This is a genomic window from Novipirellula galeiformis (assembly GCF_007860095.1).
Classification (GTDB): Bacteria; Planctomycetota; Planctomycetia; order Pirellulales; family Pirellulaceae; genus Novipirellula; species Novipirellula galeiformis.
In genome coordinates, this window is record NZ_SJPT01000002.1 from 45,589 (window position 1) to 71,351 (window position 25,763).

General features: G+C 52.4%; 25 protein-coding genes and 1 pseudogene. 14 read left to right on the top strand and 12 right to left on the bottom strand.

All coding sequences use genetic code 11. From position 1 onward, the window contains the following. Window positions 1-70 precede the first annotated feature (70 nt). The 4 genes from Pla52o_RS05310 (at window position 71) to Pla52o_RS05325 (ending at window position 6,100) form a co-directional block, all read left to right on the top strand. The gene (locus Pla52o_RS05310) at window positions 71-3,340 is read left to right on the top strand and encodes a caspase family protein (protein ID WP_231612119.1); all 3,270 of its coding nucleotides are present in this window, start codon (window positions 71-73) and stop codon (window positions 3,338-3,340) included. 499 nt (window positions 3,341-3,839) lie between these two features. Further along, window positions 3,840-4,301 carry a hypothetical protein gene (locus Pla52o_RS05315; protein WP_146593590.1) on the top strand — a complete coding sequence of 154 codons (462 nt, stop codon included), beginning with the start codon at window positions 3,840-3,842 and terminating at the stop codon, window positions 4,299-4,301. Next, entirely contained in the window at window positions 4,291-4,743 is a 453-nt protein-coding gene (locus Pla52o_RS05320; RefSeq protein ID WP_146593591.1) for a MarR family winged helix-turn-helix transcriptional regulator, read from the top strand. The genes Pla52o_RS05315 and Pla52o_RS05320 overlap by 11 nt, the downstream gene beginning before the upstream one ends. Before the next feature lie 4 nt (window positions 4,744-4,747). Further along, entirely contained in the window at window positions 4,748-6,100 is a 1,353-nt protein-coding gene (locus Pla52o_RS05325; RefSeq protein ID WP_231612120.1) for an alkyl/aryl-sulfatase, read from the top strand. A 321-nt stretch (window positions 6,101-6,421) separates the two neighbouring features. Here Pla52o_RS05325 and Pla52o_RS05330 read toward each other — a convergent pair whose 3' ends face one another. After that, on the bottom strand, window positions 6,422-7,354 hold the full coding sequence (locus Pla52o_RS05330) for a methyltransferase family protein (protein ID WP_146593592.1): 933 nt from the start codon (window positions 7,352-7,354) through the stop codon (window positions 6,422-6,424). A 54-nt stretch (window positions 7,355-7,408) separates the two neighbouring features. Between Pla52o_RS05330 and Pla52o_RS05335 the strand changes: the two genes are divergently transcribed. Both Pla52o_RS05335 and Pla52o_RS05340 read left to right on the top strand, forming a co-directional pair. Then, window positions 7,409-8,353, top strand: coding sequence for a nucleotidyltransferase domain-containing protein (locus Pla52o_RS05335; protein WP_231612121.1), 945 nt, complete (start codon window positions 7,409-7,411; stop codon window positions 8,351-8,353). Window positions 8,354-8,367: 14 nt separating this feature from the next. Continuing rightward, window positions 8,368-9,102 carry a nucleotidyltransferase domain-containing protein gene (locus Pla52o_RS05340; RefSeq protein ID WP_146594095.1) on the top strand — a complete coding sequence of 245 codons (735 nt, stop codon included), beginning with the start codon at window positions 8,368-8,370 and terminating at the stop codon, window positions 9,100-9,102. A gap of 436 nt (window positions 9,103-9,538) precedes the next feature. On the opposite strand, the gene Pla52o_RS05345 is transcribed toward Pla52o_RS05340, so the two are convergent. Beyond that, window positions 9,539-9,967 (bottom strand): DUF2780 domain-containing protein, encoded by a 429-nt coding sequence (locus Pla52o_RS05345; protein WP_146593593.1) that lies wholly within the window; start codon window positions 9,965-9,967, stop codon window positions 9,539-9,541. Window positions 9,968-10,161: 194 nt separating this feature from the next. Between Pla52o_RS05345 and Pla52o_RS05350 the strand changes: the two genes are divergently transcribed. From Pla52o_RS05350 to Pla52o_RS05365, 4 genes are all read left to right on the top strand, one after another. After that, complete coding sequence (locus Pla52o_RS05350) at window positions 10,162-10,428, top strand: hypothetical protein (protein ID WP_146593594.1); 267 nt, start codon at window positions 10,162-10,164, stop codon at window positions 10,426-10,428. Between the two features lie 76 nt (window positions 10,429-10,504). Then, window positions 10,505-10,891, top strand: coding sequence for a DUF2513 domain-containing protein (locus Pla52o_RS05355; RefSeq protein WP_146593595.1), 387 nt, complete (start codon window positions 10,505-10,507; stop codon window positions 10,889-10,891). An 807-nt stretch (window positions 10,892-11,698) separates the two neighbouring features. Next, window positions 11,699-12,526 carry a CvfB family protein gene (locus Pla52o_RS05360; protein WP_146593596.1) on the top strand — a complete coding sequence of 276 codons (828 nt, stop codon included), beginning with the start codon at window positions 11,699-11,701 and terminating at the stop codon, window positions 12,524-12,526. A 298-nt stretch (window positions 12,527-12,824) separates the two neighbouring features. Continuing rightward, on the top strand, window positions 12,825-13,319 hold the full coding sequence (locus Pla52o_RS05365) for a hypothetical protein (RefSeq protein ID WP_146593597.1): 495 nt from the start codon (window positions 12,825-12,827) through the stop codon (window positions 13,317-13,319). A 53-nt stretch (window positions 13,320-13,372) separates the two neighbouring features. Here Pla52o_RS05365 and Pla52o_RS05370 read toward each other — a convergent pair whose 3' ends face one another. Both Pla52o_RS05370 and Pla52o_RS05375 read right to left on the bottom strand, forming a co-directional pair. After that, the gene (locus Pla52o_RS05370) at window positions 13,373-13,786 is read right to left on the bottom strand and encodes a CoA-binding protein (protein ID WP_231612174.1); all 414 of its coding nucleotides are present in this window, start codon (window positions 13,784-13,786) and stop codon (window positions 13,373-13,375) included. A gap of 589 nt (window positions 13,787-14,375) precedes the next feature. Further along, complete coding sequence (locus Pla52o_RS05375) at window positions 14,376-14,735, bottom strand: four helix bundle protein (protein ID WP_146593598.1); 360 nt, start codon at window positions 14,733-14,735, stop codon at window positions 14,376-14,378. A 412-nt stretch (window positions 14,736-15,147) separates the two neighbouring features. Between Pla52o_RS05375 and Pla52o_RS05385 the strand changes: the two genes are divergently transcribed. Beyond that, window positions 15,148-15,312: an SEC-C metal-binding domain-containing protein gene (locus Pla52o_RS05385; RefSeq protein WP_011123265.1), complete on the top strand. Its 165-nt coding sequence runs from the start codon at window positions 15,148-15,150 to the stop codon at window positions 15,310-15,312. Between the two features lie 68 nt (window positions 15,313-15,380). On the opposite strand, the gene Pla52o_RS05390 is transcribed toward Pla52o_RS05385, so the two are convergent. Continuing rightward, window positions 15,381-15,740: a four helix bundle protein gene (locus Pla52o_RS05390; protein ID WP_146593600.1), complete on the bottom strand. Its 360-nt coding sequence runs from the start codon at window positions 15,738-15,740 to the stop codon at window positions 15,381-15,383. Between the two features lie 274 nt (window positions 15,741-16,014). On the opposite strand from Pla52o_RS05390, the gene Pla52o_RS05395 reads away from it, so the two are divergent. Beyond that, window positions 16,015-16,212, top strand: coding sequence for an SEC-C metal-binding domain-containing protein (locus Pla52o_RS05395; protein ID WP_146593599.1), 198 nt, complete (start codon window positions 16,015-16,017; stop codon window positions 16,210-16,212). On the opposite strand, the gene Pla52o_RS05400 is transcribed toward Pla52o_RS05395, so the two are convergent. Beyond that, window positions 16,178-16,639, bottom strand: coding sequence for a four helix bundle protein (locus tag Pla52o_RS05400; protein ID WP_315852935.1), 462 nt, complete (start codon window positions 16,637-16,639; stop codon window positions 16,178-16,180). The genes Pla52o_RS05395 and Pla52o_RS05400 overlap by 35 nt on opposite strands. Before the next feature lie 435 nt (window positions 16,640-17,074). On the opposite strand from Pla52o_RS05400, the gene Pla52o_RS05410 reads away from it, so the two are divergent. Further along, window positions 17,075-17,437 (top strand): hypothetical protein, encoded by a 363-nt coding sequence (locus Pla52o_RS05410; RefSeq protein ID WP_146593602.1) that lies wholly within the window; start codon window positions 17,075-17,077, stop codon window positions 17,435-17,437. 143 nt (window positions 17,438-17,580) lie between these two features. Here the strand turns inward: Pla52o_RS05410 and Pla52o_RS27805 are convergent, their stop codons facing one another. The 6 genes and pseudogenes from Pla52o_RS27805 to Pla52o_RS05440 all read right to left on the bottom strand — a co-directional run bounded on the left by Pla52o_RS27805 (window position 17,581) and on the right by Pla52o_RS05440 (window position 25,022). Continuing rightward, window positions 17,581-17,709: a four helix bundle protein gene (locus Pla52o_RS27805; protein WP_146593603.1), complete on the bottom strand. Its 129-nt coding sequence runs from the start codon at window positions 17,707-17,709 to the stop codon at window positions 17,581-17,583. Window positions 17,710-18,446: 737 nt separating this feature from the next. Further along, window positions 18,447-19,184 carry a hypothetical protein gene (locus Pla52o_RS05420; protein ID WP_146593604.1) on the bottom strand — a complete coding sequence of 246 codons (738 nt, stop codon included), beginning with the start codon at window positions 19,182-19,184 and terminating at the stop codon, window positions 18,447-18,449. Between the two features lie 252 nt (window positions 19,185-19,436). Next, a pseudogene (locus tag Pla52o_RS28000) lies at window positions 19,437-19,899 on the bottom strand (transposase); the annotation flags it as partial. A 544-nt stretch (window positions 19,900-20,443) separates the two neighbouring features. Beyond that, entirely contained in the window at window positions 20,444-21,553 is a 1,110-nt protein-coding gene (locus Pla52o_RS05430; RefSeq protein ID WP_146593605.1) for a DNA methyltransferase, read from the bottom strand. Then, window positions 21,550-22,899: a DNA double-strand break repair nuclease NurA gene (locus Pla52o_RS05435; RefSeq protein WP_146593606.1), complete on the bottom strand. Its 1,350-nt coding sequence runs from the start codon at window positions 22,897-22,899 to the stop codon at window positions 21,550-21,552. Before Pla52o_RS05435 ends, Pla52o_RS05430 begins: the two co-directional genes overlap by 4 nt. A gap of 2 nt (window positions 22,900-22,901) precedes the next feature. After that, the gene (locus Pla52o_RS05440) at window positions 22,902-25,022 is read right to left on the bottom strand and encodes an ATP-binding protein (RefSeq protein WP_146593607.1); all 2,121 of its coding nucleotides are present in this window, start codon (window positions 25,020-25,022) and stop codon (window positions 22,902-22,904) included. Window positions 25,023-25,392: 370 nt separating this feature from the next. Between Pla52o_RS05440 and Pla52o_RS05445 the strand changes: the two genes are divergently transcribed. Next, window positions 25,393-25,695 carry a serine hydrolase gene (locus Pla52o_RS05445; RefSeq protein WP_146593608.1) on the top strand — a complete coding sequence of 101 codons (303 nt, stop codon included), beginning with the start codon at window positions 25,393-25,395 and terminating at the stop codon, window positions 25,693-25,695. The last annotated feature ends 68 nt before the right edge of the window (window positions 25,696-25,763 follow it).

Below are 25,763 nucleotides of genomic sequence, written 5' to 3' on the forward strand. Positions count from 1 at the left end.
CGTGCAATTTTGCGGCGGTGGAAATGAGGCCTCCTACAGTCGCTTGCACATGCAAGCCAAAGGGAAAGCGATGAAGAATCTCATTCAGCTACCACTATTGCTCGCAGGCATGGTTTCGGTCTTTGCTGCGACGGCGGCGACGAGTCAAGACGCAGCAAATTCTGGCACCACAAGCCTTCCCCTGACCTCGTCGGAGAAGTACGCGCTGCTAATTGGAGTCAACTATACCGAACGCGAAGCGGAACTTTCAAAATCTGGCTTGAAGCCACTGAGCAATGCGGCGAATGATGCGGTCGCGTTTTCAAAGGTGCTCATGGACTACTACGGCTACGAGAGAGCCAACACCATCGTGCTAACGGACGGGCCCGACGAAGACGACGGAGACCCAAATCTGCCCGAGATAAATGAGCATATCAAGAATCTGCGTCTTCGAGTCGATGACGATGACTCGATTCTGGTGTTCTTTGCCGGTCATGCGCAAAAGCTCAAGCGAGCGCCGGTGGGGGAACAGGTTGCGTTGCTACCGCTTGATGTCGAATTCAAAGACCGCGAGCCAGTGGTAAGTGTTGGGCTTCCAGATCAACTTTTTAAGCAGGTGGCTGACTTTCACTGTCAACACAATCTAATCGTGTTGGATTGTTGCTATTCAGGTGAGATCTTTAATTCACGCGGTCGGTTTACCTTTCAGCCGCAGACAAAAGGTGAGAGGTCAGATGCTTCGCTTCAGCTGGTGCAATCTTTCCAAGCGATCGCCTCTTGCAGAGATGATCAAGTTGCCGGAGATACGCCCCAGTACGGCGGCGCAAATTCTAAATTCATGACGGTCTTTCTTGACGGGCTCAAGTATCTACCCATTCGCAAAGGCAAATCACGCGACACGCGAGTATGGGCCAACCGATTACTGGAGTATGTCCAAGGTGGACTGCGGTCTGATGACTCACAACGACCCGATTGTCGTAGCCTCAGTAACGATAGCGGCGGAAATCATGGCGGTGAATTCTGTTTTACCCCGACAACAGAAGGGCTTGCGAAGTTGACGGCCGCCGCAGAGGAGGAGCTCAGTGACGGTGGGCAACTCCAGCTGCAGGCAATGATTGCAAGTTGTCAGGGTGAATGGTGGTTTGATGAAATGCCATGGTTCATACCCAGTATTCGTGCACTTCTGATCAAGCAACATTCGACGAGAGTTCCTCAGAAGAGGTCATCTGCGGGTGTTGCCGCGTTCGTCGATATAGACGAACTTCGCAAAACGGCCAATGCCGTAATCAGGGACCGACGAATCGGCGACGACCTAACCTCGCTTCGATACAAGCACGCCGGATTGCTTTTTCAGGTCAAGAATTCGAAGCAACTCGAAAAGGCCCTGGAGACGATCGAGAAAGACCTGAGCGAACGGGTGACCGAATTGGTGGCCGAAGATAGTCACCTGCGGGCGGTCGTCCTTCACAAGCTGGGCAAGACGGAGGAAGCGAAAGTCGCCTACATCAGTGCGATTGAGAAGTATAAGGAAGAACGTACGCGTTCCGAACAGGATGCGCTCACATTTACTGCAGCATTATGTTGCGCCGATTACGGGGAATTCCTGGTTTCCATCTCTGAGCAAGAGGAAGCCGTCGAGCAATTCGCCATTGCAATATCACTTGTTCAAGAGGTAAGCACGAACCGAGTTTACTCGGCATTCTTCCAGGTGTTTGCGACCGGTCGGCAAGCCGATGCAAAAGCCGGGCTCCGCGAATGGAGAGCTTCCGGCGACCTCTTCGACAAGGCTGAAGAACTCGGAGCACGCGATCTTCCCGGACACCTCCTGCACGCTCATATTTTAAATCGCCGCGGTTGGCTGCGGATGAAACGATGGAGATTGACGGACGCACAGCGTGACTTTAATAGGTCGAGTGAAATACTCAAAAAGCACTTTGTTAAGGAGAATGGGAAATTAAATCACAACGCACGAATCACGGATCTGCACAATCAACACGGGATTGCCATGCTCACCCGATTCAAGGGGGACACTTTGCTGGCGACCGAGGCCTATCTGAATCTCGATTCGACGGTGCAAGATAATTATCGTGAGTTCTTAGCGTCGGATGACCATGACCCCGCAATCCTGTTGAGTTTCATTGATCGTCTGATCAATACACGCGAGCGGCTAGGCGACTGCAATTTGTTTGGTGACCCCATCGAGATTGACCCGCGAGAGGCATTTGATGACTATCGCCGCGCGTTGAGTCTGGTTCATTTGCTCTCTCGACGAACATCCGATGAAGAAGACACGTCAACGCAGCACGACGAAGCGAGAGACAAGCGTCGGAGCGCTTTGCTCTACAAGCAATCTCTCGCGCTGTGCATGGATTCGTCCATCAAAGATACTGAATTGGCCCTGAGAATGTGTCGTGATTCAGACCAAATCTATTTTGAACTGGGCGGTAAACGTTCAGCTTCTGGGACCTGGCAGGCGCTTGGGGAACTAACAACGTTGATCGTTGAAGCGAGAAGAGAAGCGACAAGGGGAAATCAGTTCGTGACCGACTCACCCTCGCAATCGGAGAAGCTTCGAGAGGGGTTACTGCGGTATCGTGATGTCATTGGTACGGCACCACACCGCGATCAGCTAGAAGTTTGTCTATTTGCATCAAAGGTATTGCTAGACTGTACGATGTCAGATCGCTACCACGCTGAATTGAACGGCGAATTGCTACATAGTTTTTGTCGGGTTGCACTTTCCGATTCTTCGGCGTCGCGAAAACGGGGCCAGGCCGAAAGCCCGGCTGAAGCGACGTGCGAAGCCTGCTCGGAACTGCGTGAGTACTTGCGACCCTATTATGATGCGATCGTTAGAGCGAGGCTGACCGCTGGATCAGCCATTCGCGTGAAGGATTTGATCGAACTTCAGGCCGAAGCAACCACAGGAAGGCCGTATGCGAAACCCATTTCCCCCGCTCCCGTGCTTGCCATCTACGAACTCGGTGAGGACTGTTATTTGTTTACAGACATCCCACACGGAATCAGTCGGTGCGACCCGATCACGGAGATGTACGATGTCAGTTCGATTCGCGACGCGATTGCAGGTCGCAAAGATCCGTTCCCTCTGCCACATCAAATTCGGGTCGCGATTCAAGACTGGCAGGATCGAACCAATTTGACAGTCGATCGCGTCATACTGCGTTCAGATCGATTTGCATCGACGGCCGCGATTGACCCGGATCTATACAGTGTTCTACGCCCGGTGCTGCCGTCCCCTGCTGGGGATGAGACTGACCCAAAAATGAAGCCAGCCAGCGAAGTCAGGCATGAAAACAAATTCCCACTTGCCATCGACGGCGCAGCTTCGCAGTCCAAGTAGCAAACTCTTTAATCGCGCCATAAAGTCGAGCTGTTGAGAGGATGACTTTATCGTGCGCACCCAATGCTATTCGCTTACACCCCTGCTCCGCTCGACCAAGTTTCAGGGGGGCCAGTTTCAGGAGTGCCAATCGATGCGGGCGGCATGTTGACGGGCCACCCCAAACCGAGACGCCCTAAGCCGGGCCACCCAAGCGGAGCCGCGGATGATACAGAAGAGCCGACTGGAGTCGCGCTCCGCTGCGGGGCGGGGGATGAATGAATGGCGCTCAAGGAGGCAAGGTGTCGCCGCTAGTGGAACCAGGCAGTTGCAATCTCATTTTGCTGGCAAGACTCGACTAGCCAGCGCGTCTGCGAATGAGAAATTTCATCCGCAAGTATTGACAGGTCGCTCGTTACCTGTACTGTACAGGTAATGGAAATGCTCTCGTGACTGCGTGTGCTTAACCCACGCGTCCGATGAGCCAATGTGCCGATTCAACTCGCATGAACCTAGTGATATGCCTCCATTGGAAAAACGCAGCGTTCGGCTTCCACGGCTCACCTTCGTGACGCGGATACTCTTTGCACTCTTCTTATTTGGCACGGGGATCATGACGATGGGCTTCGGCGTTAACGGGTATCCAGTTGGCGATCCGCCGACTGAACTCGATCAATTCATGCTCGCGCTTGAGAAGACAGGCTATCTCATCTTCTGGGTTGGCTTTCTTAAGACGGTCGCTGGCGGCTTGATGTTCTTCCCGAAGACTGCGCCACTCGCGATCCTGATGTCGCTGCCCTATGCGTTTAATATCTTGCTGTACGTGATCTTCTTTGCTCATCAATACCTCGTGATCGGTCTTTTGGATTTCGTGGCATGTGCTTTGCTGATCTACTGCTACTTTGATTGGTATCGCCCGATTTTTGCTGGGCCTACGACGGCTTCGATTCAGGATTCTTCCGGAGGCGAACATGCACTTTGACTCAGAGTCTTCGCCTGGATTCGCAATCGGGCGTGTTGCTTATCAAATTCGTTCTGCAATGGCCGCGGTGCTGAAGGGGGCTGGTTGGCCGTTTTCGCCGGAGGAAACTCAGACACTGATCACTTTGTTGGACGCCGGCAAACCGCTTAGCATGAACGAGTTGGCATCGCGGATGATTCGTGATCCAACGACGGTAAAACGCCAATTGGATCGACTCGTTGAACATCGGTTTGTTGATCGGAACGTATCGAGTGAAGACGCTCGCATCGTGATCATTGCCCTGAATCGCCGTGGTGAACAGAAACTTACGAAGGTGCTCCCCTTACTGGACGACTTACGGAGAACTGCGCTCGAGGGCATTTCAAAGTCGGAGCTGGGCGCCACTCAAAACGTACTGCGAAAGATGCAAACGAACTTAACGAAACACATTTCAGAGGGATAATCTCGTGAACAGAATCATCTTTGCTCTCAGCCTCATGTTGCTTGGTGCAAGTTCAAGCCTAGCTCAGGATGTGACGAGCGCTACGGAGCGGCTGAGAAAACAAAACGCCCAATTCACTGAGCAGATCGTCAACGTTGCTGACAACGTTTATACGGCGGTCGGCTTCAGTGTCTCTAACGTCTCGATGATTGTTGGCGACGACGGGGTGGTCATTGTTGATACGGGAATGACGCGAGATGACGCTGAACGTATCGTGACCGAGTTTCGCAAGATCAGCGATAAGCCGGTGAAGGCGATCATCTTTACGCACTCCCATGGCGACCATACCGGCGGAGTGACTGCGTTTCTTGGAGCGGAGCGACCGCAAATCTGGGCTCACAAAAACTTTGGCAGCGAATACCGTCCACTGACGGCTGCGGGTGTTACGTTTCAATCCGTGCGAGCAGCACGGCAAGCGGGCTTCAAGTTGCCACCGGAGCAACGGATCAACAACGGCGTCGCCCCGGTTCGATATCCCAAAAGCGGTGGCCATGCTTTCGCGTCAGCCACCGAGGCCACGCCGTCACATTTCCTCGAAGCTGAACGGCAAACGATCAACGTGGGTGGGGTTGAGCTTGAACTTGTGTCGTCACCCGGTGAGACGAACGACGAACTGTACGTCTGGTATCCAGCGGGGAAAGCCTTGTTCGCCGGCGATAATTTCTACCGATCGTTTCCAAATCTGTACGCAATTCGAGGTACTCCCAACCGCAGCGTTCGCCTATGGGCCGAAAGCCTTAGCAAGCTAGCCAACAACAACGCGGTCGCCTTAGTCGGTGGGCACACCCAACCGGTGCTCGGAGCAGACGAAGTGAAACAAGTCCTCGGCGATTACCGCGATGCGGTGCAGTTCATTCACGACAAAACCGTTGAGGGAATGAACAAGGGAATGACGCCCGACGAACTGGTCGAGTACGTACAGCTTCCCGAAGAACTTGCCAGCAAAGAATACCTGCAACCGTTCTATGGACATCCCGAGTGGGGCGTGCGGACAATCTTCAGTCAATATTTTGGCTGGTTCGACGGCAACCCGTCCAATCTGTTCCGATTGTCGTTGAAGTCCGAAGCGGAGCATGTCGCAAAGTTGGCCGGAGGAACGGACAAGCTTTTGGCAGCAGCCAAAGAAGCACTTGCCGCAGATGACAACCAATGGGCCGCACAGCTCGCCGACCATTTGTTGGCAATTGACCAGGACAACGTTGCGGCGAAGGAAATCAAAGCAGACGCGCTGACCAAGCTCGCCAGTAACATGGTCAACGCAACGGCGCGAAACTACTACCTCACCGTCGCCCGCGAGTTAAGAGAGTCCATTCGGTAGGATTGCCCAAACCTAGCTAACAAAAACGCTTGGGGACATTGTGCTTGGAGACATTGCGTTTGGAGACACAGCACATTCCTAACACATGAGCATAGGCTGGCGGAGCGGCACTACGCATCTCGATGGAGTGCACGGTTTCTTTACTCTGTATCTTCAACTCTAGGCAGGCGTTAGATGACCTGCCTGGCACGCGGCCCGGCCGCATTCAAGACGTCGCCAACCAAGCATGTGTCGGTTGATCAAAAACGGCGCTACCGAAGTGGAATTCAGTGCTCCTAGAAAGTGCTATGTCTCATTCCTTTTTCCTGTTCTTGATTTGACTCACGCGTTAACCTCGGATCCGCGTGGTGATGGAATCGTGGGCACCCAAAGCCGCACGTCGAGCTTGTATTGTCCATAGTTATCGCCAAAACGTGCTCGTAAATCGCTTTCTTCAACGGGACGCACGAACCAGTGCCAGACGCATGCCCCGGCGAGGGCATAACCGATCACCGTGTAGCTTCCAAAATACCAACCCGCCGCGACGCCTTGCATGATGCCAGCCAGTGCCATGGGATTTCGAACGAACCGGTACGGGCCGACGACCACAAGTTTAGAAGCGGTTGCGGTCGGCAACGGTGTCCCGTCGCCATGAATCGCCATCGCAATGCCGCTCCAGGCTCCGATTGCAGACGCGAATGCAAACAACACAAGCGAAAATGCCGATTGCCCGGAGTGGGTGAACGCCGGCAATCCCATGCGATCCTCCAACTCGACGATGCCCTTTGGCAGTATCCACAAAAACAGACTCCAAAAAAGTAACGTTTGAGCGAACGTCCAGCACAACGCCGTTGTCTTGCTCATCGTCGTGACGCGAATGGTCGCCGGCGACTGGGCTGCGTTACCGTGGATCGTCGCCATGGCCAACGTCAGTCCCGCCATGCTGACCATCATCGCAGCAGCAATCCAAGCTTCGTCGGTGAGCAAACTGACCCCGATGCAATACAACGCCGGATACCAAACCGCCGCGGCAAGGGACCAGACCGCGACCGCAGCCCAAGACGTTCGTTTGACGACAACGATCGCGGTCGCTATTGAACCGCCCACTAACAACAACGAGTCGCCTAACCAAAACCCTAGCAATGCATTGTTGGGCCATGCTTCCGGCTGGAACCATTTCACGCTTGCCGGCATCGACAACAGCAGGCCCCACCACGCAGCCGTGCCGACCGCTTGGACCACCAAATAGACCGCTATAATGTGTCTTGCATTCATGCCGTCCATCTTAACCGCAAGCTTGTTTTCCAACGCACTGAAAAAATCGAAACTGTGTCCACTGACCAATCTCAACCGTTGATCTACTCCGTCGGAACTCAGGTCGTGGCGCAGAAAGAGGTGATGACTTCGAACGATCGTATCGCTCATCCGGCCGGAGCCGTTGGAGTGATTGTGCGTGCGCCGAAAGATCGGACTCATGCTTACCGCGTCAAATTTAGCGACGGATTCGAGGCGGCAATTCATCACAATCAAATGGTGCGACTTGCGGAGTTCAAGAGCCAGCGGATTCGCAATGAGCACTCGCCGTTGATGAGCGCGGGGCTATTCGATCGGGTGATCTATCGGTGCGTGATCGGCTCGCGTGCTTATGGGCTGGATGACGATAGTTCGGACACCGATCGTCGAGGAATCTATTTGCCGCCCGCGGAACTGCACTGGTCGCTATACGGAGTTCCAGAGCAACTGGAGAACGACGTGACCCAGGAGGTCTATTGGGAGCTGCAGAAGTTCATTGTGCTGGCACTCAAGGCGAACCCAAACGTTTTGGAGTGCCTCTATTCGCCTATCGTTGAATCGGTGACACCGCTAGGCGAAGAATTGTTGGCGATGAAGGACGCGTTTCTATCCAAACTCGTCTTTCAAACCTATTCCGGATACGTCGCGTCGCAGTTCAAGAAGATGCAGACTGACTTCCGCAATCAAGGACGCGTCAAATGGAAGCACGTGATGCATCTGATTCGCTTGCTGCTATCGGGAACGCACGTCTTGTCTCATGGCCGCGTCAATGTTGACGTCGGCGAGCACCGGGATCAGTTGCTGGCGATCAAGCGTGGCGAGATGCCCTTCAACGAAGCAGACCAATGGCGAAACGAACTGCAGCGTCAATTCGAATCCGCATTTAAAATGACGAAGCTTCCTGATCGCCCCGACTACGAACGCGTGAACGCGTTCCTCGTGGACGCTCGGGGCCGCGCGATGGAGAAAGATTTACCGTGATCGACAACGACAAAATGATGCAGCATGTGCGAACGCATCCGTTTCCACTGGTGTTCGCCACGATTAGCGGCGCCCACCTTTACGGTTTCCCCTCGCCCGACTCCGACTTCGATCTTCGCGGTGTGCATCGGTTGCCGCTGCAGACGGTTGTTGGGTTGGACGATGGCGAGCAAACCATCGAGAAGGAAGGCATCTACGACGGACTTGAAATTGACCTCGTCACTCACGATGCGAAAAAATTCTTCAAGTTGATGCTGCGACGCAATGGTTACGTGCTCGAACAAATATTCTCGCCGCTAGTGGTGTTCACCACGCCTGAACATGCGGAACTCAAGTCGATCGCCGCGAATTGTATCACCCGGCATCACGCACATCACTACCTGGGGTTCGCAGCGACGCAGTGGAAGCTATTTGGCAAGGAATCATCGCCACGTGTCAAACCGCTGCTGTACGTCTATCGCGTGCTGTTGACCGGCATCCATCTGATGCGGACGGGTGTTGTCGAAGCCAATTTGGTGACGCTCAACGCAGAAGCGAAATTGCCGTACATCGACGATCTAATTTCGCAAAAGCGCGAAGGCCCGGAGCAGGGAACGCTCGACGCTGCCGATTTGAGATTTCACCAAAGCGAATATGAACGGCTGACGCGAGAACTCGAAGCGGCCTATGACGCTTCCGCTCTGCCTGAAATGCCGTCGGCACGCGATCGGCTCAACGACCTCCTGGTGCGATTGAGGCTTCAGCGGTGAAAGGCTTCAGAACACGTGAAAGGTTCGGGAATACAGCACATTCCTTAGAGGGTGACTTTAGAGTGGCCAAGGGGAACTACTCATTTCGATGAGTGGCTCGGTTTCGTTCGCCCTGGGGGTGATGCTGCCTGGCACGCGGCCTGGGCGTATTCAAGGCGACATCCATCAAGCATGCGTCGGTTGATCCAAAACGGCGTTTCTGAGATGGACCTCGGTACTCCTAAAAAGTGCTGTGTCCCTTTGCCTTCCCCTTCGCCTTCCCTGCCCCTTTGCCTCCCCCCCAAGTGCCATGCTCGGCCGCCATACTCAGCTGACAGAATTCCCAAAGCGATATCCAGAGACGAAACGGACTAGGACTCCATCGTCGCTCTAGCGGTTCGTTGGGCACGAACGCCCGTTGTCCGAATCCGCCGAGCGAGCGAAACGTACGCGGTGCTTACTTGCCTTGATCTAACACGCCTTTGAGCATTGGGAATCGTGCAAGCACTTGATCTAATACTTGCTCGCCTGCGTGCTCTTTGATGAATTGGACGAGCATCGTTACAAATTCGCCAAGCTTTTCGAGAGGCAGCCCTTTCGCCGCCAGCGCCGTTCCCAATTCCAGGGAATTGCCAGTCGATCCGCCAAGCATTTTGCTCGCCATGCCCGCAAGACTACCCAGCATCCCACCTCCCGCGTCCGCCGATTCACCATCGTTCTCGGATTGGATCAATGATTCGAGACCGGGTAATGAAGAGGCAAGTTTCGAGAAGGTCGAATCATCAATATTCTCTTTGATCATCCCCATCGCTTTTCCAGTGACCCCTTTCGCGGTTGCACTATCAATGCCGAGGCGGTCCGTCAGTTGCTTGATCAGTTCATCCATCGTTCACAAATTCCTATGTAGAGCTTGCGGGAATTAAAATGCACGATGTTGCTGAGGAAATCACCGCACACACATAGCGTCATTCTAGGGCGATGATTGGCAACACAATAGCCTGGAGATAACTTTCACGCAAAAAGCGAACCTCCCAACTGGGAACACTGCCCATTCCTGAGGAGGGACTCCAGGCTGGCGGAATGAAATCATTCATTTGGATGAATTGCACGGTTTCTGCAACCCGTCCCTTTATGCCTGGTGAGGCGTTAGCTGGGGTGCACTGGCCCATTCGCTTCGGCCCGTTTTATGCGGCACCCACCAAGCTTGCGGCGGATTGTCCAAAACAACCCAACCGAGATCGACTTCACGACTCGTTGTCGAGCATGCAACGTGGTTACGGGGCCGATCGGACTTCTCCGTGGTTCGAATCGACCGCTACACCGGATGCGTTTTTAGCAGACCGTTAGGCGATTGATGTTGTCACCAAATGCGGATTGTGCTCCGCTGCTCGCATGAAGGATGAACCCCAACACCTAGCGAGCAATGAAGATGATACGCGACATGGATTTGATTCGAGCCATTGTGCTTGCGATTCGCAATCACGAAGCGCGGCCATCGGCCGCTGAGGTACAACATCTAATTGGCAATGTCGACGATGGGGTATTCGGCTATCACATCGAGTTGTTGACCCAAGGTGCGATGGTGACCGGCATCGACACGGGCCCCCGGAAAGATCGCTACGGCAAGGCAAACTTGGCGTTGACGTGGGCGGGACAGGAATTCGCCGACAACATTGTCAATGATGCAGTCTGGGCGAGTGCGAGAAAGACGCTGGACGACGCCGAACTGAAATCAGCTTCATTCGAGGTTTGGTCGCAAATTGTGGTTGCAAAGATCACGAAGCTTTGCGCCGCTGTTTCCAGCCGATGACATGAAAGTTGGCTGGAGCGGATCATTCGAATGGAGGTCGTATCCGGCGTCGACCTCAAACGGCAACGTACGAAACGCTGGCGGAATTCTACGCCAGTGAATGAGATCACCAGGCAACCGCGCCGTCCTAGGCTGGCCGGTAGGAATCGTGGGGTGAAATCGCATCAACCGCTCGGGCTGGGACTCGATCGGGTTGCAAATCGCTTCGGGGTGCGGATTTTTGAATGCGCAGGTTCTGGCGCGTGCGGCTGCGAGCCAAATTTCGGCGGCCGACGCAATGACGCGCCGGACCCCGATTGAGTCACCGTTCGGAGCGAAATGTCGAGACATCACCGCGGTTTGATTCTGGCGCTGGACGAGCGAGACGCTGGCGGATCTCGCCACTCGACTACGAATTGCACGCCCCGATAGCGTGTCGAAGCTAATACGTCGAGAAAGGTCTTGTCGCGAGAGATCAGAGCAATCTCGGCAAGCAATCCAGGACATCGAAGGCACACTCCATCTAAAAACGGAGCACCTAAGCACCTCGGCAGAAGGCGTTGGGCATAACTCCTCAAAGCGGCGAAGCTGCAAAACGTAGCCTAGGCTACGTTAAGCCCAATGAGTTGTGCAGAGGTGCTTAACCCGCCTCTGGGCGAAGGCATTTCCCGAGTCACCAGATCGTCAAGGACTGCTTCGGACGATAAACTATCTCTCATGTTGTGGGGGCGAGTCTGATACAGGCTCGGCTAGGGTAGGTCAGGCTGTCCCCGATTAAAAAACTCGGCCAACCACTTCGATCCAGCAACCGCGAAACACATTGAAGCCATGATTCAAATCGGCAGAACGTATGATTTACAAGTGGTCAAGGACACTGAATTCGGATTCTATTTGGATGCCGAAAATCTAGGCGAGATCTTGCTCCCCGCAAAGCATGCTCCAGACGGATTGAGTGTCGATGACACTGTCGAAGTCTTTCTTTACCTGGACTCGGAAGATCGCCCCATCGCGACCTTTCAGACTCCCAAAGCGGAGGTTGGCGAATTCGCGTATTTGGAAGTCAAAGACAACACTCATATCGGCGCGTTCTTAGATTGGGGATTGGACAAAGACGTCTTGGTTCCGTTCGCGGAACAGCATCGACCGATGACCGTGGGGGATTCCTACATCGTCTATCTGTATCTCGATAACCAAGATCGGATCGCGGCGACATCAAAGATTGATAAAGTTGTGCTGGAAGATGACGAACACGATTTTTATCCGCAGCAGAAGGTTGATTTGATTATCGCAAACAGTACAGAACTGGGGTTCAAAGCGATTGTGAATCACAGCCATTGGGGATTGCTGTACAAAGCGGACGTTGATCAACGGCTCAGTTTTGGGCAGAGCATTCAAGGCTACATCAAACAGGTTCGCGAAGACGGCCGAATTGACTTGAGCCTGAAAAGCGGTCAGGAAATCCGTGACAACTATAGTCAAGTGATTCAGGATTACTTACGCGATCACAACGGGTTTGCGCCCGTTCATGACAAGTCTCCTCCTGCTCAAGTTTCCAATCTGTTGGGGATGAGCAAAGGACAGTTCAAAAAAGCGATCGGTGCCCTGTATAAACAGAGGATCATTACGATTGAAAAGGAGGGAATACGATTGGTTTGATCAGCTTCTCAAAGGGACGGTGTCGAGAGCATTTTGCAAATGGATGTGGGATGATTGGCCGGTTCCCACCGGGCCATCACAAACGAGCCGGTTGAAACCGGAGCTACGATCTATTGAAACATGTTCGAGAGGGATGATCGGTTTACGTGGATCGGTAGCGGTGCTTATCCATCACGATATTTTCGCTTTTCGACGCGATGCAGAAAAGGAACGCGGACCTAATTGTTAATTCGAGTCCTGGAATCACTTTCCCATCGGACGACCGCCCGCCTCAATCTTTCACACGGCAATTGTCATCATGAGTCATTTATACCTTTACGAAAAAAGGCAGCGGCGAACCGCCATGCTGCTACTGCTCAACATGGGCGTACTGTTGGCAATGTATTTGGCAGCCCGTAAGTTTATTGAGCCGACCGAGGCGGGCGAACAGTTGTTTTATTGGTTGAACATTGCCTTGCCGTTGGCTGAACTCTGTCTGTTCGTTGTGGCCGTTCTCTTCTGGGTTCAAAATGGAACTTTCAGGATAGCGGTGGACGGCGACCGCTTTGAAATTTCCGATCCCCTCTCAAAGGCGGCTTCGTTTTCTGTCCCGGTAAGTGACATTGTTGAGATCAGTCAAACTCACCAGACGCATACCGGGTTCAGCAAAATCACGATGCACATGAAGTCGGGCGAAAGGATTCAGATCTTACAAAACTACAACTACAACCGAGGCAAGCTTTACGCAGCATTAGCGAAAGCAAATTCAACCATCCGTTTGCCGGAACATGCCCTTCGATTCAAGCAAGTGTGACGAAAAGAGTGTGTCCGGTATCGATCTGCGTTTAGCTGATACGAGAACACGAATTATAGAAAAACAGTTGCGAGGGGGCCCCAGCACAAAGAAATCAAAGTGGAATATTGGTGCCACGTGGCGTGCATCCAGATGCGTTTCACACCTGCCGCGGTCGCAACGATGGCGAATCGGCGAGTAACCTTGTCCGGTGTAATTATCGACGAGGCTTCGGGGACCAGAGGCAAGTCAGAGATCGACGGGGACTCTCGATGGCCTTCGATTTCGTCGAGGGCTGGATTGACCGGGGTTGGCTTCGCGACCGGAGGCGAGCAGGGCTTTGAAGACCTTGTATCCGTATTTGGGCATGCCGATCCGTGTGCAAACGCATCGGTTTTTGCAGCGAGAAACTTTTCAGTTGAAGTTATTGTGGCGAGTATCTTTTGACTTGCTCGGCGTTTGTGAAATAGGAACACGATTCCGCGCATCTCTATTTTTATGAATGCGAGATTTGACGCGAACCATTGCAACGCCAATGCGTCTATCTCTCCGAACACACAAGTCACATTCACGCCGCGAGCGAGTAACGAGCTTTCTGATGTTTTGCAAATGAAAATCCAATCCAGTCGACTCGCATAGATACACGAAGGCGATCCATTCGGCGTCCCTATCCATAGTGACAGCCCGTTGAATACAGATAATGCCCCGGCGTATCCGCGTTTGATGTGACACTCGCTTTCATTAGCGAACGACTTCTTTATGAAGGCACTGTTCCAAAAGGCGCGGGGGTCACGCCAGACACCTTAGCCTTTTTTCGTGTCTGCATCGAACGGCGGGCGACCCCACGACGAACCCAATTTGGGCTGGTAGCTGAGACGGTCTAGCGGCGGTCTGAAGAACCGCAGACGAGGATTCACACTTCACCCATCTTACTTCAAACTTCCTAAATTGTTCTCGGAGTGTGCCGGATTCGCACGCGACTTTGCGAAGGTCGTAGACCAGGTTCGATTCCTGGCGAGAGCACTTTGGAGTCGTGAGGGATGAGTCCTGAGGGATGAGTTCTGAGGGATGAGGGGATCAGGACGACGAGCGAAGTGAGCGGATGAGCCCAGCGAGCACCCTTGCTGTTTCATCCGCTTGGCTTGCAAGTTGTTCGGCGGTCTCGCCGGTCGTGTATTCGAGCCGCCGTGCGATTGTCAGCTGATACTCGACCTCGCGAATGGATCCGAATGCCATGTCGAGGAAACGCAGGAAATCTGGTTCAGAGTTCCGAGCGCAACCTTCGACGATGTTGGAGGCGATTGATACGGATGCTCGGCGAAGTTGCGACGTCAGACCGAACATTTCATCCTTCGGGAATGTCCTTGTTGCTGAGTAAATCAACATGACAAGTTCATCTGCCAACTCGAACGCTCGTAGCTTTCGATGATCTCGCATAACTTCCCCCTTCTTCCTCACACCTCACACCTCACACCTCACACCTCACACCTCACACCTCACAACTCACACCTCACAACTCACAACTCACAACTCAAGACTCAAGACTCAAGACTCAAGACTCAAGACTCAAGACTCAATACTCAAGACTCAAGACTCACCCCTATCTTAACGCTGAAGCCAGATGGCCAAGCAACCGGCCCCAACTCGGTTGAAGTGGGGGCAAATCCTACCAGCGATTCTGACTGATCGACTGCAGGCTCGGGTTACATCTTGAAAAGGTGAACCATCTGAAGTGTCCCTTCGTTGGTCCGCTTTTGCACAACCTCAACACTTTCACACTCATACTGGAGCAGACCAATGCGACACGACAACCAACATGACTGCGACGAAGACCTTTGCTTTCGAGCCGATGAGCAAACGTCGTAAGGGCTACCCGTCGGAAACGAAAGTTAAACGCGGAGTCCGAATCATCCAAGGCAAACAACTCGAGGAAAAGCTCGGGCGCAACGACCTTTGCCCTTGTGGCAGCGGCCAGCGATTCAAGCGTTGCTGCCTACGATCGGGGCGTCTGTGATGGCGTCAATCGCGATGACTACTTTTAGGGAATGAGTCGTGAGGGATGAGTCGTGAGTCGTGAGGGGATCAGGACGACGAGCGAAGTGAGCGGATGAGCCCAGCGAGCACCCTTGCAGTTTCATCCGCTTGGCTTGCCAGTTGTTCGGCGGTCCCGCCGGTCGTGTATTCGAGCCGTCGTGCGATTGTCAGCTGATACTCGACCTCGCGAATGGATCCGAATGCCATGTCGAGGAAACGTAGGAAATCTGGTTCAGAGTTCCGAACGCAACCTTCGACGATGTTGGAGGCGATTGATACGGATGCTCGGCGAAGTTGCGACGTCAGACCGAACATTTCATCCTTCGGGAATGTCCTTGTTGCTGAGTAAATCAACATGACAAGTTCATCCGCCAACTCGAACGCTCGTAGCTTTCGATGATCTCGCATAACTTCCCCCTTCTTCCTCACAACTCACAACTCAAGACTCGAGACTCGAGACTCACCCCTATCTTAACGCTGAAGCCAGATTGCCAAGCAACCGGCCCCAACTCGGTCGAAGTGGGGGCGAATCCTACCAGCGATTCTGACTGATCGACTGCAGGGTCGGGTTACATCTTGAAAAGGTGAACCATCTGAATTGTCCCTTCGTTGGTCCGCTTTTGCACAACCTCAACACTTTCACACTCATACTGGATCAGACCAATGCGATACGACAACCAACATGACTGCGACGAAGACCTTTGCTTTCGAGCCGATGAGCAAACGTCGTAAAGGCTACCCGTCGGAAACGAAAGTCAAACGCGGAGTCCGAATCATCCAAGGCAAACAACTCGAGGAAAAGCTCGGGCGCAACGACCTGTGCCCTTGTGGCAGCGGCCAGCGATTCAAGCGTTGCTGCCTACGATCGGGGCGTCTGTGATGGCGTCAATCGCGATGACTACTTTTAGGGAATGAGTCCTGAGGGATGAGTCGTGAGTCGTGAGGGGATCAGGACGACGAGCGAAGTGAGCGGATGAGCCCAGCGAGCACCCTTGCTGTTTCATCCGCTTGGCTTGCAAGTTGTTTGGCGGTCTCGCCGGTTGTGTATTCAGCCGCCGTGCGATTGTCAGCTGATACTCGACCTCGCGAATGGATCCGAATGCCATGTCGAGGAAACGCAGGAAATCTGGTTCAGAGTTCCTCGCACATCCTTCGACGATATGGGATGCGATTGATACGGATGCTCGGCGAAGTTGCGACGTCAGACCGAACATTTCATCCTTCGGGAATGTCCTTGTTGCTGAGTAGACCGACATAACAAGTTCATCCGCCAACTCGAACGCTCGTAGCTTTCGATGATCTCGCATAACTTTCCCCTTTTTCCTCCGGACTCACAACTCAAGACTCAAGACTCAAGACTCACAACTCAAGACTCAAGACTCAAGACTCAAGACTCAAGACTCAAGACTCAAGACTCAAGACTCAAGACTCAAGACTCAAGACTCAAGACTCAAGACTCAAGACTCCCCCATAACACGAATGACTGCCTAATTGGATTACACGGATGAAGTTTGAAGGGTGAGGTGTGAAGGATTGCGATTCCCGGTTTCAGACTTCTAACTTCACTCTTCAAACTTCCGATCGCTTTGTCAGCCGCGTTTTCAACAATCGTCTCGAGAGACTGAACTATGCGTGTTTTACATTCCTGTTTCGCCATTACGACCGGCCGCGAGTAATCAAAAACTCGCTGCCCAACAGAGAACACACATGCACAATTCATTCTTTCAACGACCAGCGGAAACATGAAAACCACAACCGAAACAAGATCCAAATCCGTGACCACCGTCGCGGCCCGGATCGCTGGCGAAGACATCGCCAAAGGTGACTACGTCACCATCCTCAGCGAGATCATTGAGCTTCCCTCCTACTTATGGAGCTGCTCGGGCATCTCACAACCCATCGACGAACCCGTACGGACTCGCTACCTGCCGCGTGCAGTTGGCGAACCGCACAAAGTCGTCGCGGTTTGCTTGCCATTCGTTTACGCAAAGCGACCCAAGGGCAACCTGGTCGCTTTCGACACACGACAGCAACAACTTGTCCGGCTTGACCGAGACAACGGTCGTTCGCTTTGGAAACAAATGCGAAAAGCAAAAAAGAAGTAAGAAGAGTGATGGGTGAATGGTAAAAGTTAGTCGCGAAGCTTTTTGACGATTGAAGTCAGAATCGCGACCAGTTCGTTGCATTCATCCATCATCGGTTGGAGTCGGTCAGCTGGAACCAAATCGGTTTCAGCGATAAGGCGGAGTCAATACAGCGTCTGGCGTGCTTCTTTGCACGCGATGTTGTATGTGAGCCGGAAATCTTTTCGGCTCTGGCACGCTTGACCCTCTTCAACATTCGCACCGACTGACGTGCCCGAACGGATCGATAGCAAGCCTCGGGGACAGCAAGCCTTGGGGGCAGAGCACTTTGTTGGCTGGTTTGAGGTCCACTGTGAATTGGGTCCAAGTCACACCGATTGGCAATGCCCCAGCCGTGCAAACGCCATCGCTGTCCCCAACCGGGCGTCGCTGACTTCCAATCAAGGGCTCTGTCCCTGGGGCTCAGTCCAGTGTTTTGCGAATGGTGAGTCACGAAGTGACGACATGCAAAAGCCACGGACGTGAGTCCGTGGTTTGGGAAAACCAAGCGAACCGGAGTCGCAACGCGACGACAGGAAACGCGGATGCCCGCGCAAATGGACCACCGGGAATCAAAACCGGTCGCCGCTTCGCGACTTGGATTGCGTCGGTGTCGCCAGTTACGCAGTGAGTTTCTTTTTCAGAGCAAGTCTATCCGTGACAACAACGACGGGGCGAAAAACACCGATCAAGAAGTTGGCAAAGCGCAAGTGGTTTCGCCGGTTCGTTCAAGCAAAAAAGGCGATTGCTGAACAGGAAACGAGTCCGCGTAACTTTTCTTTTCGTCGTGTTGATCACAGACGATGCGTGTCTGGAAAAGCGTCCCTTGCTTTTGTAGGTTCGCGTGTAACTCCAACGAGAAAATGGTACCTGTGCCTCGCTCTCACAATATTCGCAAACTGTGTGGAAAGGCTTAACGACGCTTGGACTTCAACATGGAAGAAACGAAAAACAATTTACTTAAGACGCATTGGGACGCGACTGAGTAAGCTTACTCAGCTTGCTTGCCGGCTCGCAGCTTGCGAAAGGCGACCACTCCGCCTAGGAAAGCGAAGATGCCACACGTTGCGGGCTCAGGAACAGGAACCGCGTCGCCAGTGAGCAGAATTCGGTCAAACGCGATGTCTTCGTCGCTACTCGTTAGGTTGTCCATCACAAAACGAATGTCTAAAGCTCTTCCGTTACCAATTGGCGCATTGAACTGCGTAAACACGTTCGTGATCGCGGCACCGTCGCCAGTTCCATCGAAATCGGTGTCGACCAGCGGTTCGGTATTGCCGCCAGTACCTTCGACTGCAAAGATCGGGAAGAATCCGCCACCATCGATATTCACTTCAACGCGAAAGGACGTATCCGAGTCCCAGTCCTCTCCGGAGATTGCGTCGTCTTCGGCGATAAAGAAGCTGAGGTTCAGGTTGTTAAAAGTCGAAATATCAATTCCAGCCCAATTCATCATGAACGGATTGGGGCCACCAGCACTGTCGATGTCCTGGGCAGCGTAGAAGTTGTTTTCGGTGTTGTTAAAGAAAATCGAATTTCCATTGCCCAACTCATTTTCATTAAACACGCCAAAATAGTCGTTGCCGGCTAGACTTCCGGCATCTGGTTGGCTGGTCGTGAATTGGACACCGACCGTTCCTCCATCAAAGTCCTCCGACAGGAGAATCCCAGCTTGTAGGTTTTGGCTTTGTATAAACGTGAGTAAAAGTGTTGCGAGCAAAAATCGCATCGAAAGATCCAGTTAAATGTTACGACCCACAATGTAGGGTGACAGGGATAAAGCTTGACAGCCTAGTCACTCTCCCTTCCCAGATCAAATTTTTCGGACAAATCCGCATTTTAATTGTGCAGACAATCACTTTCAAGTTGCACCGAACAAAAGTGGCTGGGCGTGCTAGAGCACGTCTCTATGGAGGTGGTGTCGCGTCGCAACTTTCAAATGCACTTCGTCTCTAACGCATCGGAAACGCAGTTGGGAAGTTGGGTTAGTCGTCCGAAGATGACTCCAGTGCTCCGCAGCGAAGTCGTAAAACGTCAATAAGATGTCGCGGTCTTTGCGGAAGCACTCGCATGCCGCTGCGTCCTTGACGCTGAATTTTTCTATGAACGCATCGAACTCTGTGTTGGCATCCTCTTTCGTTTCCGCTTGGCAGACCTCTGCAAATCGCCTTTCAATCTGGGCTGAACGCTGTTAGACACCTTGTTCAGCACATTGGCCGTCTTGTGTACCCAACAGCGTTTTCTTGAGTCTCAGAAAACACTTTACGAAGTGCCGCCCAGAAGCCCAGGGCACCGTCCCCCACGGCGATCTTGGGAGACGTCGCAAGTCCGCATTGCTTCAGATCGATCAGAAGTTCGCTCCAGCTTTGTTCACTTTCGCGGTAGCCATCGAGCACCGCAATGAGATCCTTTTGGCCAGTGGGAGTCGCGCCCATCAACACCAGCGGGGAGCCTCGGGGACAGTGCTCACTTTCACGTGGTTTGAGGTCCACTGAGAATTGGGGCCAAGTCACAGCGATTGGCAATGCCCCAGCCGTGCAAACGCCATCGCTGTCCCCAACCGGGCGTTGCTGACTTCCAATCAAGTGCTCTGTCCCTGGGGCTCAGTCCAGTGTTTTGCGAATGGTGAGTCACGAAGTGACGACCTGCAATAGCCACGGACGAGAGTCCGTGGTTTGGGAAAACCAAGCGAACCGGAGTCGCAACGCGACGACAGAGAACGCGGATGCCCGCGCAAGTCGACCACCGGGAATCAAAACCGGTCGCCGCTTCGCGACTTGGATTGCGTCGGTGTCGCCAGTTACGCAGTGAGTTTCTTTTTCAGAGCAAGTCTATCCGCGACAACAATGGCGGGGCGAAAAACACCGATCAAGAAGTTGACAAAGAACAAGTGGTTTAACCGGTGCGATCAAGCAAAAAAGACGATTGCTGAACGGGAAAAGAATCCGCGTAACGTTTCTTTCCCGATGTCGCTAGAAAACGTTGAAACTACCTTGGGTACAGCACCACATCTGTTTCCCCTCGCTCCGCCGGAAGGTTCGCAAACAAATCCGTCTGAGTCTTTTCAGGCGAAAGTCTGGTATAACTTCGCATCCGAAGATGTGGGAATACTTCCTGAAGTACTTCTTTTGTTATCTCCAGGGTCAATTTGCGCCTATCAGTTCTCACATAGACGATTGCATCGTCGGCAAGTGTCCGGCTTGCATTCCGAAACACATCGAGAAGCAGTTTTTTGTACTTTTCTCGATCAATAAACTTTCCGCGCAGCGAGTCTTGTGGCGCGGATGGCGAAGGCTCTCCACCAAGCATCCAAAGCCTTAGCCACTGATCGTAATGATAGTCAGTTACGCCACAGTATGGCGGCGAAGTAAAAAGCAACTTTACATTCTCGCTAGCGGCGGAGAGTTTCTTTGCGATGTGGCCGAGACGAACAATGCTGTTCCCAAGGTAGACTTCGCTGTTGGACGTGACCGGGCAGCCTCGCTTGTATCTCCAATCGAGTTTTTTCTGCATAAATTTGACGGGATCAATCTGCGGAGGCTGTTGGTTATTTTCCTTCCACCAGCGAATAGCGTATGGCGGAGACATCGACTTCGCCTGACGCATTTGGTTAGAAAATGAGTCAGTGCGTTTTCCATGTAGGTGCACAAGCAGAAGTGACATCAATGTCCAGTCTGTCTTAGACTGCCTCCAATTTAGCCATGAACGACATGTCAAGAGAAAAGAAAGTACATCCTCAGTGTAACAATGCCTGAAGAAAGGGGGCATTTCAGCAGTTGCCCGACGGTAGCGAAAAGCATTTCGACCAATTTCTTCAAGTCGATTCTGAACACTCGATTTGCCTGCGGGATTCAGCTTTGCTTTTGAGTACACCCACCCGACAGGATTGATCTCGATTCCGATTCCGATTCGCTGATTGATGGCCGCGCTGTAGATTGAGGTTCCGCGGCCTGCGAAAGGGTCAAGAACGCGGTCGCCGACTGATGTATACTTTAGTATTATCTGTTCCGCGAAGCTACTTGGGAACATTGCATAGTAAGGTCCCACGCCAGACCAACGTTTTTCAGCCGTGGAATATCGTCCAGTCAAGGTGGTCATCTATCTCCCATCAATGCATTCGCCAAACGCTTCAGTACTTTCGTGCCTAGATGCAGAGGTATCGCAGCGTGGGAGTGTGCAGCTACCAGTGGTGAAACGGCATTTTCAAATCGCGACGAAACCAACTTGTCGAGAAGCTTGCAGATGAGAGCAAACTCAGGATATTGGTCAATTGAGCCAGTTGCGATTGTATCTTGCTCCTCAGTGAGAAATGGCATATTCGCAACGATCCTCGCTCCGCATGCGGTTTTGTAAAAGAACTTTCGTCCGAAGTAGGTGTCAGCTCCAAATTGCTTTTCACTTTCGGAAAAAATTATCCTTCGCTTGATGTAACTGTCCGTCAGGAGTTGATAAGAACGCCGCGGGAATCGTTGCTCGCCAGGCTCTTCAGTAGTATCAATTTCCTCAAAGTGGGAAACAAAATTCCCGGATTTCTCAATCCCCACTATCAGCAGATCTCTTTGGGTTTCCTCCCGCACCTCGCGATTCAGCCTCATCAATTCAATCGAAATTGCTCGACTGAGCCATGCTGGTGGCCCGAATTGAGCAAGGGGCCCATCCATGAAAAAACCAAGCCGCGAGATCTTACCTAATATTCCTTGCCGCTCGAAACATTGGAGTAGGTGAATCATCAAAATTCGTTCCCATACCTGCATGACAAGCCCAAACGCTTCACCGTTTGTACCAACATCATTAAAGCGTTCGTGGATCCGAAGTGCATCCGTTGAATAAACGGGACGTCCACAGCAGGGTGTCGAACTGCACCCTGCGGCAACAATGAAGTTTCCATCACACCCATGAGACTCACGGTAGGGGCATTCTTGTCCTCTGCTTGTCGGCTTATGAGCGAGCAGTGATTCGTAAGTGCTTAACAGTCGCGTATGGTTGTCGTCATCGAACATTGTGTCGTGAAAACTCTCAAACAATTGCTGTCTGAAAGACTCTCGGGCGTTCGTGTGGCTAATCGTAACAACGTTGGAGCCTGGTAGTGCGGCGTCAATCGTGTCGGCCTGTTCCGTTTTCCGAAACTCACGTGGATCGACAGGCCTTTGTTCGTCAAGTTCAGTAATCTTTGCTAAATCAAGCAGAACACTCGCAACGGTTACATAGCCAACTTTCGCCCCAGGGTATCCAGTCTGCACATCAACCTCTTGGTAGCTTCCGTCGATGGCTAAAATATAGGCTGGCATAGGATCACAACACAAAGGTGCCTCACAGGGCTCTGTGAGCAGTTCGATCGGATGTTTGTTTGCAATCCGAGAACGATTCAAAAGCTTTTGGACCTGCTCCGCATCAGCGATTCGACGCAGCGATCGGTATCGCGCAAACTCTCCTTCGTACGGCATTATTAAGCCTCCGATTCGATGGCAAATTTTTCCACTTGAACTGGAACAACAAATGGGTTTGACAAAGTCTTAACGCGAAGGAACCCTTTGTTTTGAGCTCGCAGAATACTGCCTTCGAAGTCGGCGAAATCGTAAAATTTCCGAAGCTCCTTAGTTTCGTCCGTATTGTTTAGATGTCCGATAAACCAGTTTGATGTGTTTCGTAGAATGTTTCTTTGAATCGAACTCACTTCCTGTGTCGCATAGATTAGACCGATATTGTACTTTGCTCCTTCCTTTGCAGTTCGCACCCAGATATCAGTCGTGTCTAGCTCGCTTGATGATGGAAGAATATTGTGAGCTTCTTCTACGTAAACCAAAATATCGGGTGGAGTCTCCGCGTTACGGAATAGTTGCTGATTCGTCTCAAAAATGCGTCTGACGACACGGTCAGCCGCAGACTTATTCATCTCAGGGCTTCCGCTTGATTGGTCAACGATTACAAGTTTGCCAGCTTCAAGCGCACGGCAAATGTCTTCAGCGTAGTCTGATGAAGTCGTATGCGTATGCTGTTCGGCGATCCGTCCGATAAGTCGAGGACCATTACTATATTCCCACATGCCCAATACTTTGAGCAAATCTGGGTCAGCCCATGGCGTTGGGTCTTTTCTCTTGCGTTCCTTGTCGTCCATCTGTTCACGGTCAAACGCTTGGTAGCCGCTTGTCTTGTCGCTGATGAATTCACGCAGAGAACGAAGTGCGTTTGCGAGTTGCCGCCAATTGCTCGGTCGTTCTAGCGTGCCCGCCGCTGCAAAGTACTCATTTGCTTTTTCGGATTCTGAATTTCTCATCGCTTGAAGCAATGGTTTGCCAAACAGCCCTGTCGTTTTCGGCTGCATTGATGTCGGAGGTTTAAGGCCGGCGTCTGCGAGCAGCGCACGGTAACAGAGCGTCCGGCGATTAAATCTAGTCGCAGCTGATCTGTCCGCTTGATCTGGAGCGTCAAAGCTCACGTCGCAGAAGTTCTGGGCGTATTTCGATGCTTCCCCACGGAGGGCTTCGTCAATTATCGTCTTGCCAATTTCTAAATTGTCATCCAGGTAAAAGTTGAGCAGCATTAAGCGCCGGTTTGGATCACTCGGGTGCGATGTAATTCCGAATGTCTCCACATCGGTTTTGAGAGCATCTTGTTCCGCTGCGGGACCACACGCCCATACGTTTTTGATCGCCGTGGGCGTAAGCTTGCTCGACGAGTCTTGAACGTTCTCGTTTGCATACTCCCCATTTGGGTCGAAGACGATCTGGCCTATCCTTCGTGGCTCAGTGGCATCCCATCGCAACGCAAATATCGATTTTAAAATAATCTTGGTTGTATTAGACTTTCCCGTTCGCGTCATGCCAAACAAAGCCGACTTCTGACCGAGCAAGTCCGTCGGTGTTATTCCAAATTTGACATTCCCAACTTGCTGAAACGGCCGGTTTGTAGATGCGTACCGAATTGCTCCAATCGGAACAATAGTATTGCTCGATCTAGACGCCCCTTCACGAAAGTTGACGATTGCTTCCAAGACATCACCACGCGGTTTAAACACCTTCAGGCCGCGGTTCGGGTAGTAATTGCTCAAGTCGGACCCGAATGATAATTCGTAGCCGGTGCCTTCATCAGTTTCGGACTCTGCAACATAAAATGTCCCAACCACCCGACATCGAACCCCAGCGTAGCTGAGCAAATGATGCGTCGTGGAATCCATGACGTCGCGATGGTCCCAGTTTTTTGCAAGCTCCCCACTTACTTGCTGTGCGTTCTCAACGCGAACTCTTAGGGCTTCCGATGCATTCGGGAGGTCTGCTTGGTCGAGTACACGCAATAGAACAATCGAAGAGTCCTCTTTTGTCGGATCCGTTTCCTGCTGTCCATCAATCCTTGTCGCAATCAAAAACGACAAAGCTGGTATTCCACCCACATCCATCCGGTGGCGATCATGCACTTGGACCAAAGCAGATTCGTATGAGAGTGAATAAACTTCACCAACGTATGCAGTGTTTTCGACAAGCTGCGAAAGTAAGGAGCCAGCGGACTTTAGCTCTGCTCGCAATGGCTCAGAACCCAGCTGATCACCAACGGTACCCACGATGCCGCTCATTCAGATCTCCTTAATGTAGCGAAGTCACTTCGGCTGCCACCGCTCCAGAAAATAAGTACGACCGGAAAGCTCCGATCTAGGCCGTGCTCGATTCACCGCCATGAGGGGGAGATGATAACAAGTATATTGCTATCTCGTGAAGGACGGTGACCTCCCGATCAGTTCTTTGCAGGGAGTTGTGAAAATTGGTGCCACCAGTGAAAATTGGGAAAATTGGTGCTAAACACCCACCAACAAACACTCACCAACCTGTCCAACCTTTGCGGTTGCGCTGCAGAAAGGCGCCTCGGGGACGAGCCTCGGGGACAGGGCACTTTTTCGGGTGGTTTGAGGTCGACTGTGTATTGAGGCCAAGTCTCGCCGGTTGGCAATGCCCAAGCCGTGCAAACGCCATCGCTGTCCCCAACAGGGCGTTGCTGACTTCGGATCAAGTGCTCTGTCCCCAGGCTCGTTCCTGAAAGCTTGTGGTCTTGGATTCGATCTGGGAAGTGATTTAAAAGGCTCCGCCCGAGACAATGTCTTCGGGCACAGCGGTTCGACAGGTACGATTTGCTGGGCGGATCCCACCACCGATTCCGTCTGTGTCGTGCTGACGACGCTTCCTGGCCGTGCGATCACGCCGCAGCCTCGCGAACTGGTGTCCCGTCGTGTCGTCGAAACGCTGGACTCCTGATTTCAGATCTGACGGGTGATCTCAGGTCCCCATCGGTTTCACCCTTTTCCACTTCCGGTTATCTCCGG

Bases quoted from the DNA above. Each gene is read 5' to 3' on its own strand.
- Pla52o_RS05310 (WP_231612119.1), top strand. From the start codon at position 71: ATGAAGAATCTCATTCAGCTACCACTATTGCTCGCAGGCATGGTTTCG.
- Pla52o_RS05315 (WP_146593590.1), top strand. From the start codon at position 3,840: ATGCCTCCATTGGAAAAACGCAGCGTTCGGCTTCCACGGCTCACCTTC.
- Pla52o_RS05320 (WP_146593591.1), top strand. From the start codon at position 4,291: ATGCACTTTGACTCAGAGTCTTCGCCTGGATTCGCAATCGGGCGTGTT.
- Pla52o_RS05330 (WP_146593592.1), bottom strand. From the start codon at position 7,354: ATGAATGCAAGACACATTATAGCGGTCTATTTGGTGGTCCAAGCGGTC.
- Pla52o_RS05340 (WP_146594095.1), top strand. From the start codon at position 8,368: ATGATGCAGCATGTGCGAACGCATCCGTTTCCACTGGTGTTCGCCACG.
- Pla52o_RS05345 (WP_146593593.1), bottom strand. From the start codon at position 9,967: ATGGATGAACTGATCAAGCAACTGACGGACCGCCTCGGCATTGATAGT.
- Pla52o_RS05350 (WP_146593594.1), top strand. From the start codon at position 10,162: ATGAAATCATTCATTTGGATGAATTGCACGGTTTCTGCAACCCGTCCC.
- Pla52o_RS05355 (WP_146593595.1), top strand. From the start codon at position 10,505: ATGAAGATGATACGCGACATGGATTTGATTCGAGCCATTGTGCTTGCG.
- Pla52o_RS05360 (WP_146593596.1), top strand. From the start codon at position 11,699: ATGATTCAAATCGGCAGAACGTATGATTTACAAGTGGTCAAGGACACT.
- Pla52o_RS05365 (WP_146593597.1), top strand. From the start codon at position 12,825: ATGAGTCATTTATACCTTTACGAAAAAAGGCAGCGGCGAACCGCCATG.
- Pla52o_RS05370 (WP_231612174.1), bottom strand. From the start codon at position 13,786: ATGCGCGGAATCGTGTTCCTATTTCACAAACGCCGAGCAAGTCAAAAG.
- Pla52o_RS05375 (WP_146593598.1), bottom strand. From the start codon at position 14,735: ATGCGAGATCATCGAAAGCTACGAGCGTTCGAGTTGGCAGATGAACTT.
- Pla52o_RS05385 (WP_011123265.1), top strand. From the start codon at position 15,148: ATGAGCAAACGTCGTAAGGGCTACCCGTCGGAAACGAAAGTTAAACGC.
- Pla52o_RS05390 (WP_146593600.1), bottom strand. From the start codon at position 15,740: ATGCGAGATCATCGAAAGCTACGAGCGTTCGAGTTGGCGGATGAACTT.
- Pla52o_RS05395 (WP_146593599.1), top strand. From the start codon at position 16,015: ATGACTGCGACGAAGACCTTTGCTTTCGAGCCGATGAGCAAACGTCGT.
- Pla52o_RS05400 (WP_315852935.1), bottom strand. From the start codon at position 16,639: ATGCGAGATCATCGAAAGCTACGAGCGTTCGAGTTGGCGGATGAACTT.
- Pla52o_RS05410 (WP_146593602.1), top strand. From the start codon at position 17,075: ATGAAAACCACAACCGAAACAAGATCCAAATCCGTGACCACCGTCGCG.
- Pla52o_RS05420 (WP_146593604.1), bottom strand. From the start codon at position 19,184: ATGCGATTTTTGCTCGCAACACTTTTACTCACGTTTATACAAAGCCAA.
- Pla52o_RS05430 (WP_146593605.1), bottom strand. From the start codon at position 21,553: ATGACCACCTTGACTGGACGATATTCCACGGCTGAAAAACGTTGGTCT.
- Pla52o_RS05435 (WP_146593606.1), bottom strand. From the start codon at position 22,899: ATGCCGTACGAAGGAGAGTTTGCGCGATACCGATCGCTGCGTCGAATC.
- Pla52o_RS05440 (WP_146593607.1), bottom strand. From the start codon at position 25,022: ATGAGCGGCATCGTGGGTACCGTTGGTGATCAGCTGGGTTCTGAGCCA.
- Pla52o_RS05445 (WP_146593608.1), top strand. From the start codon at position 25,393: ATGCCCAAGCCGTGCAAACGCCATCGCTGTCCCCAACAGGGCGTTGCT.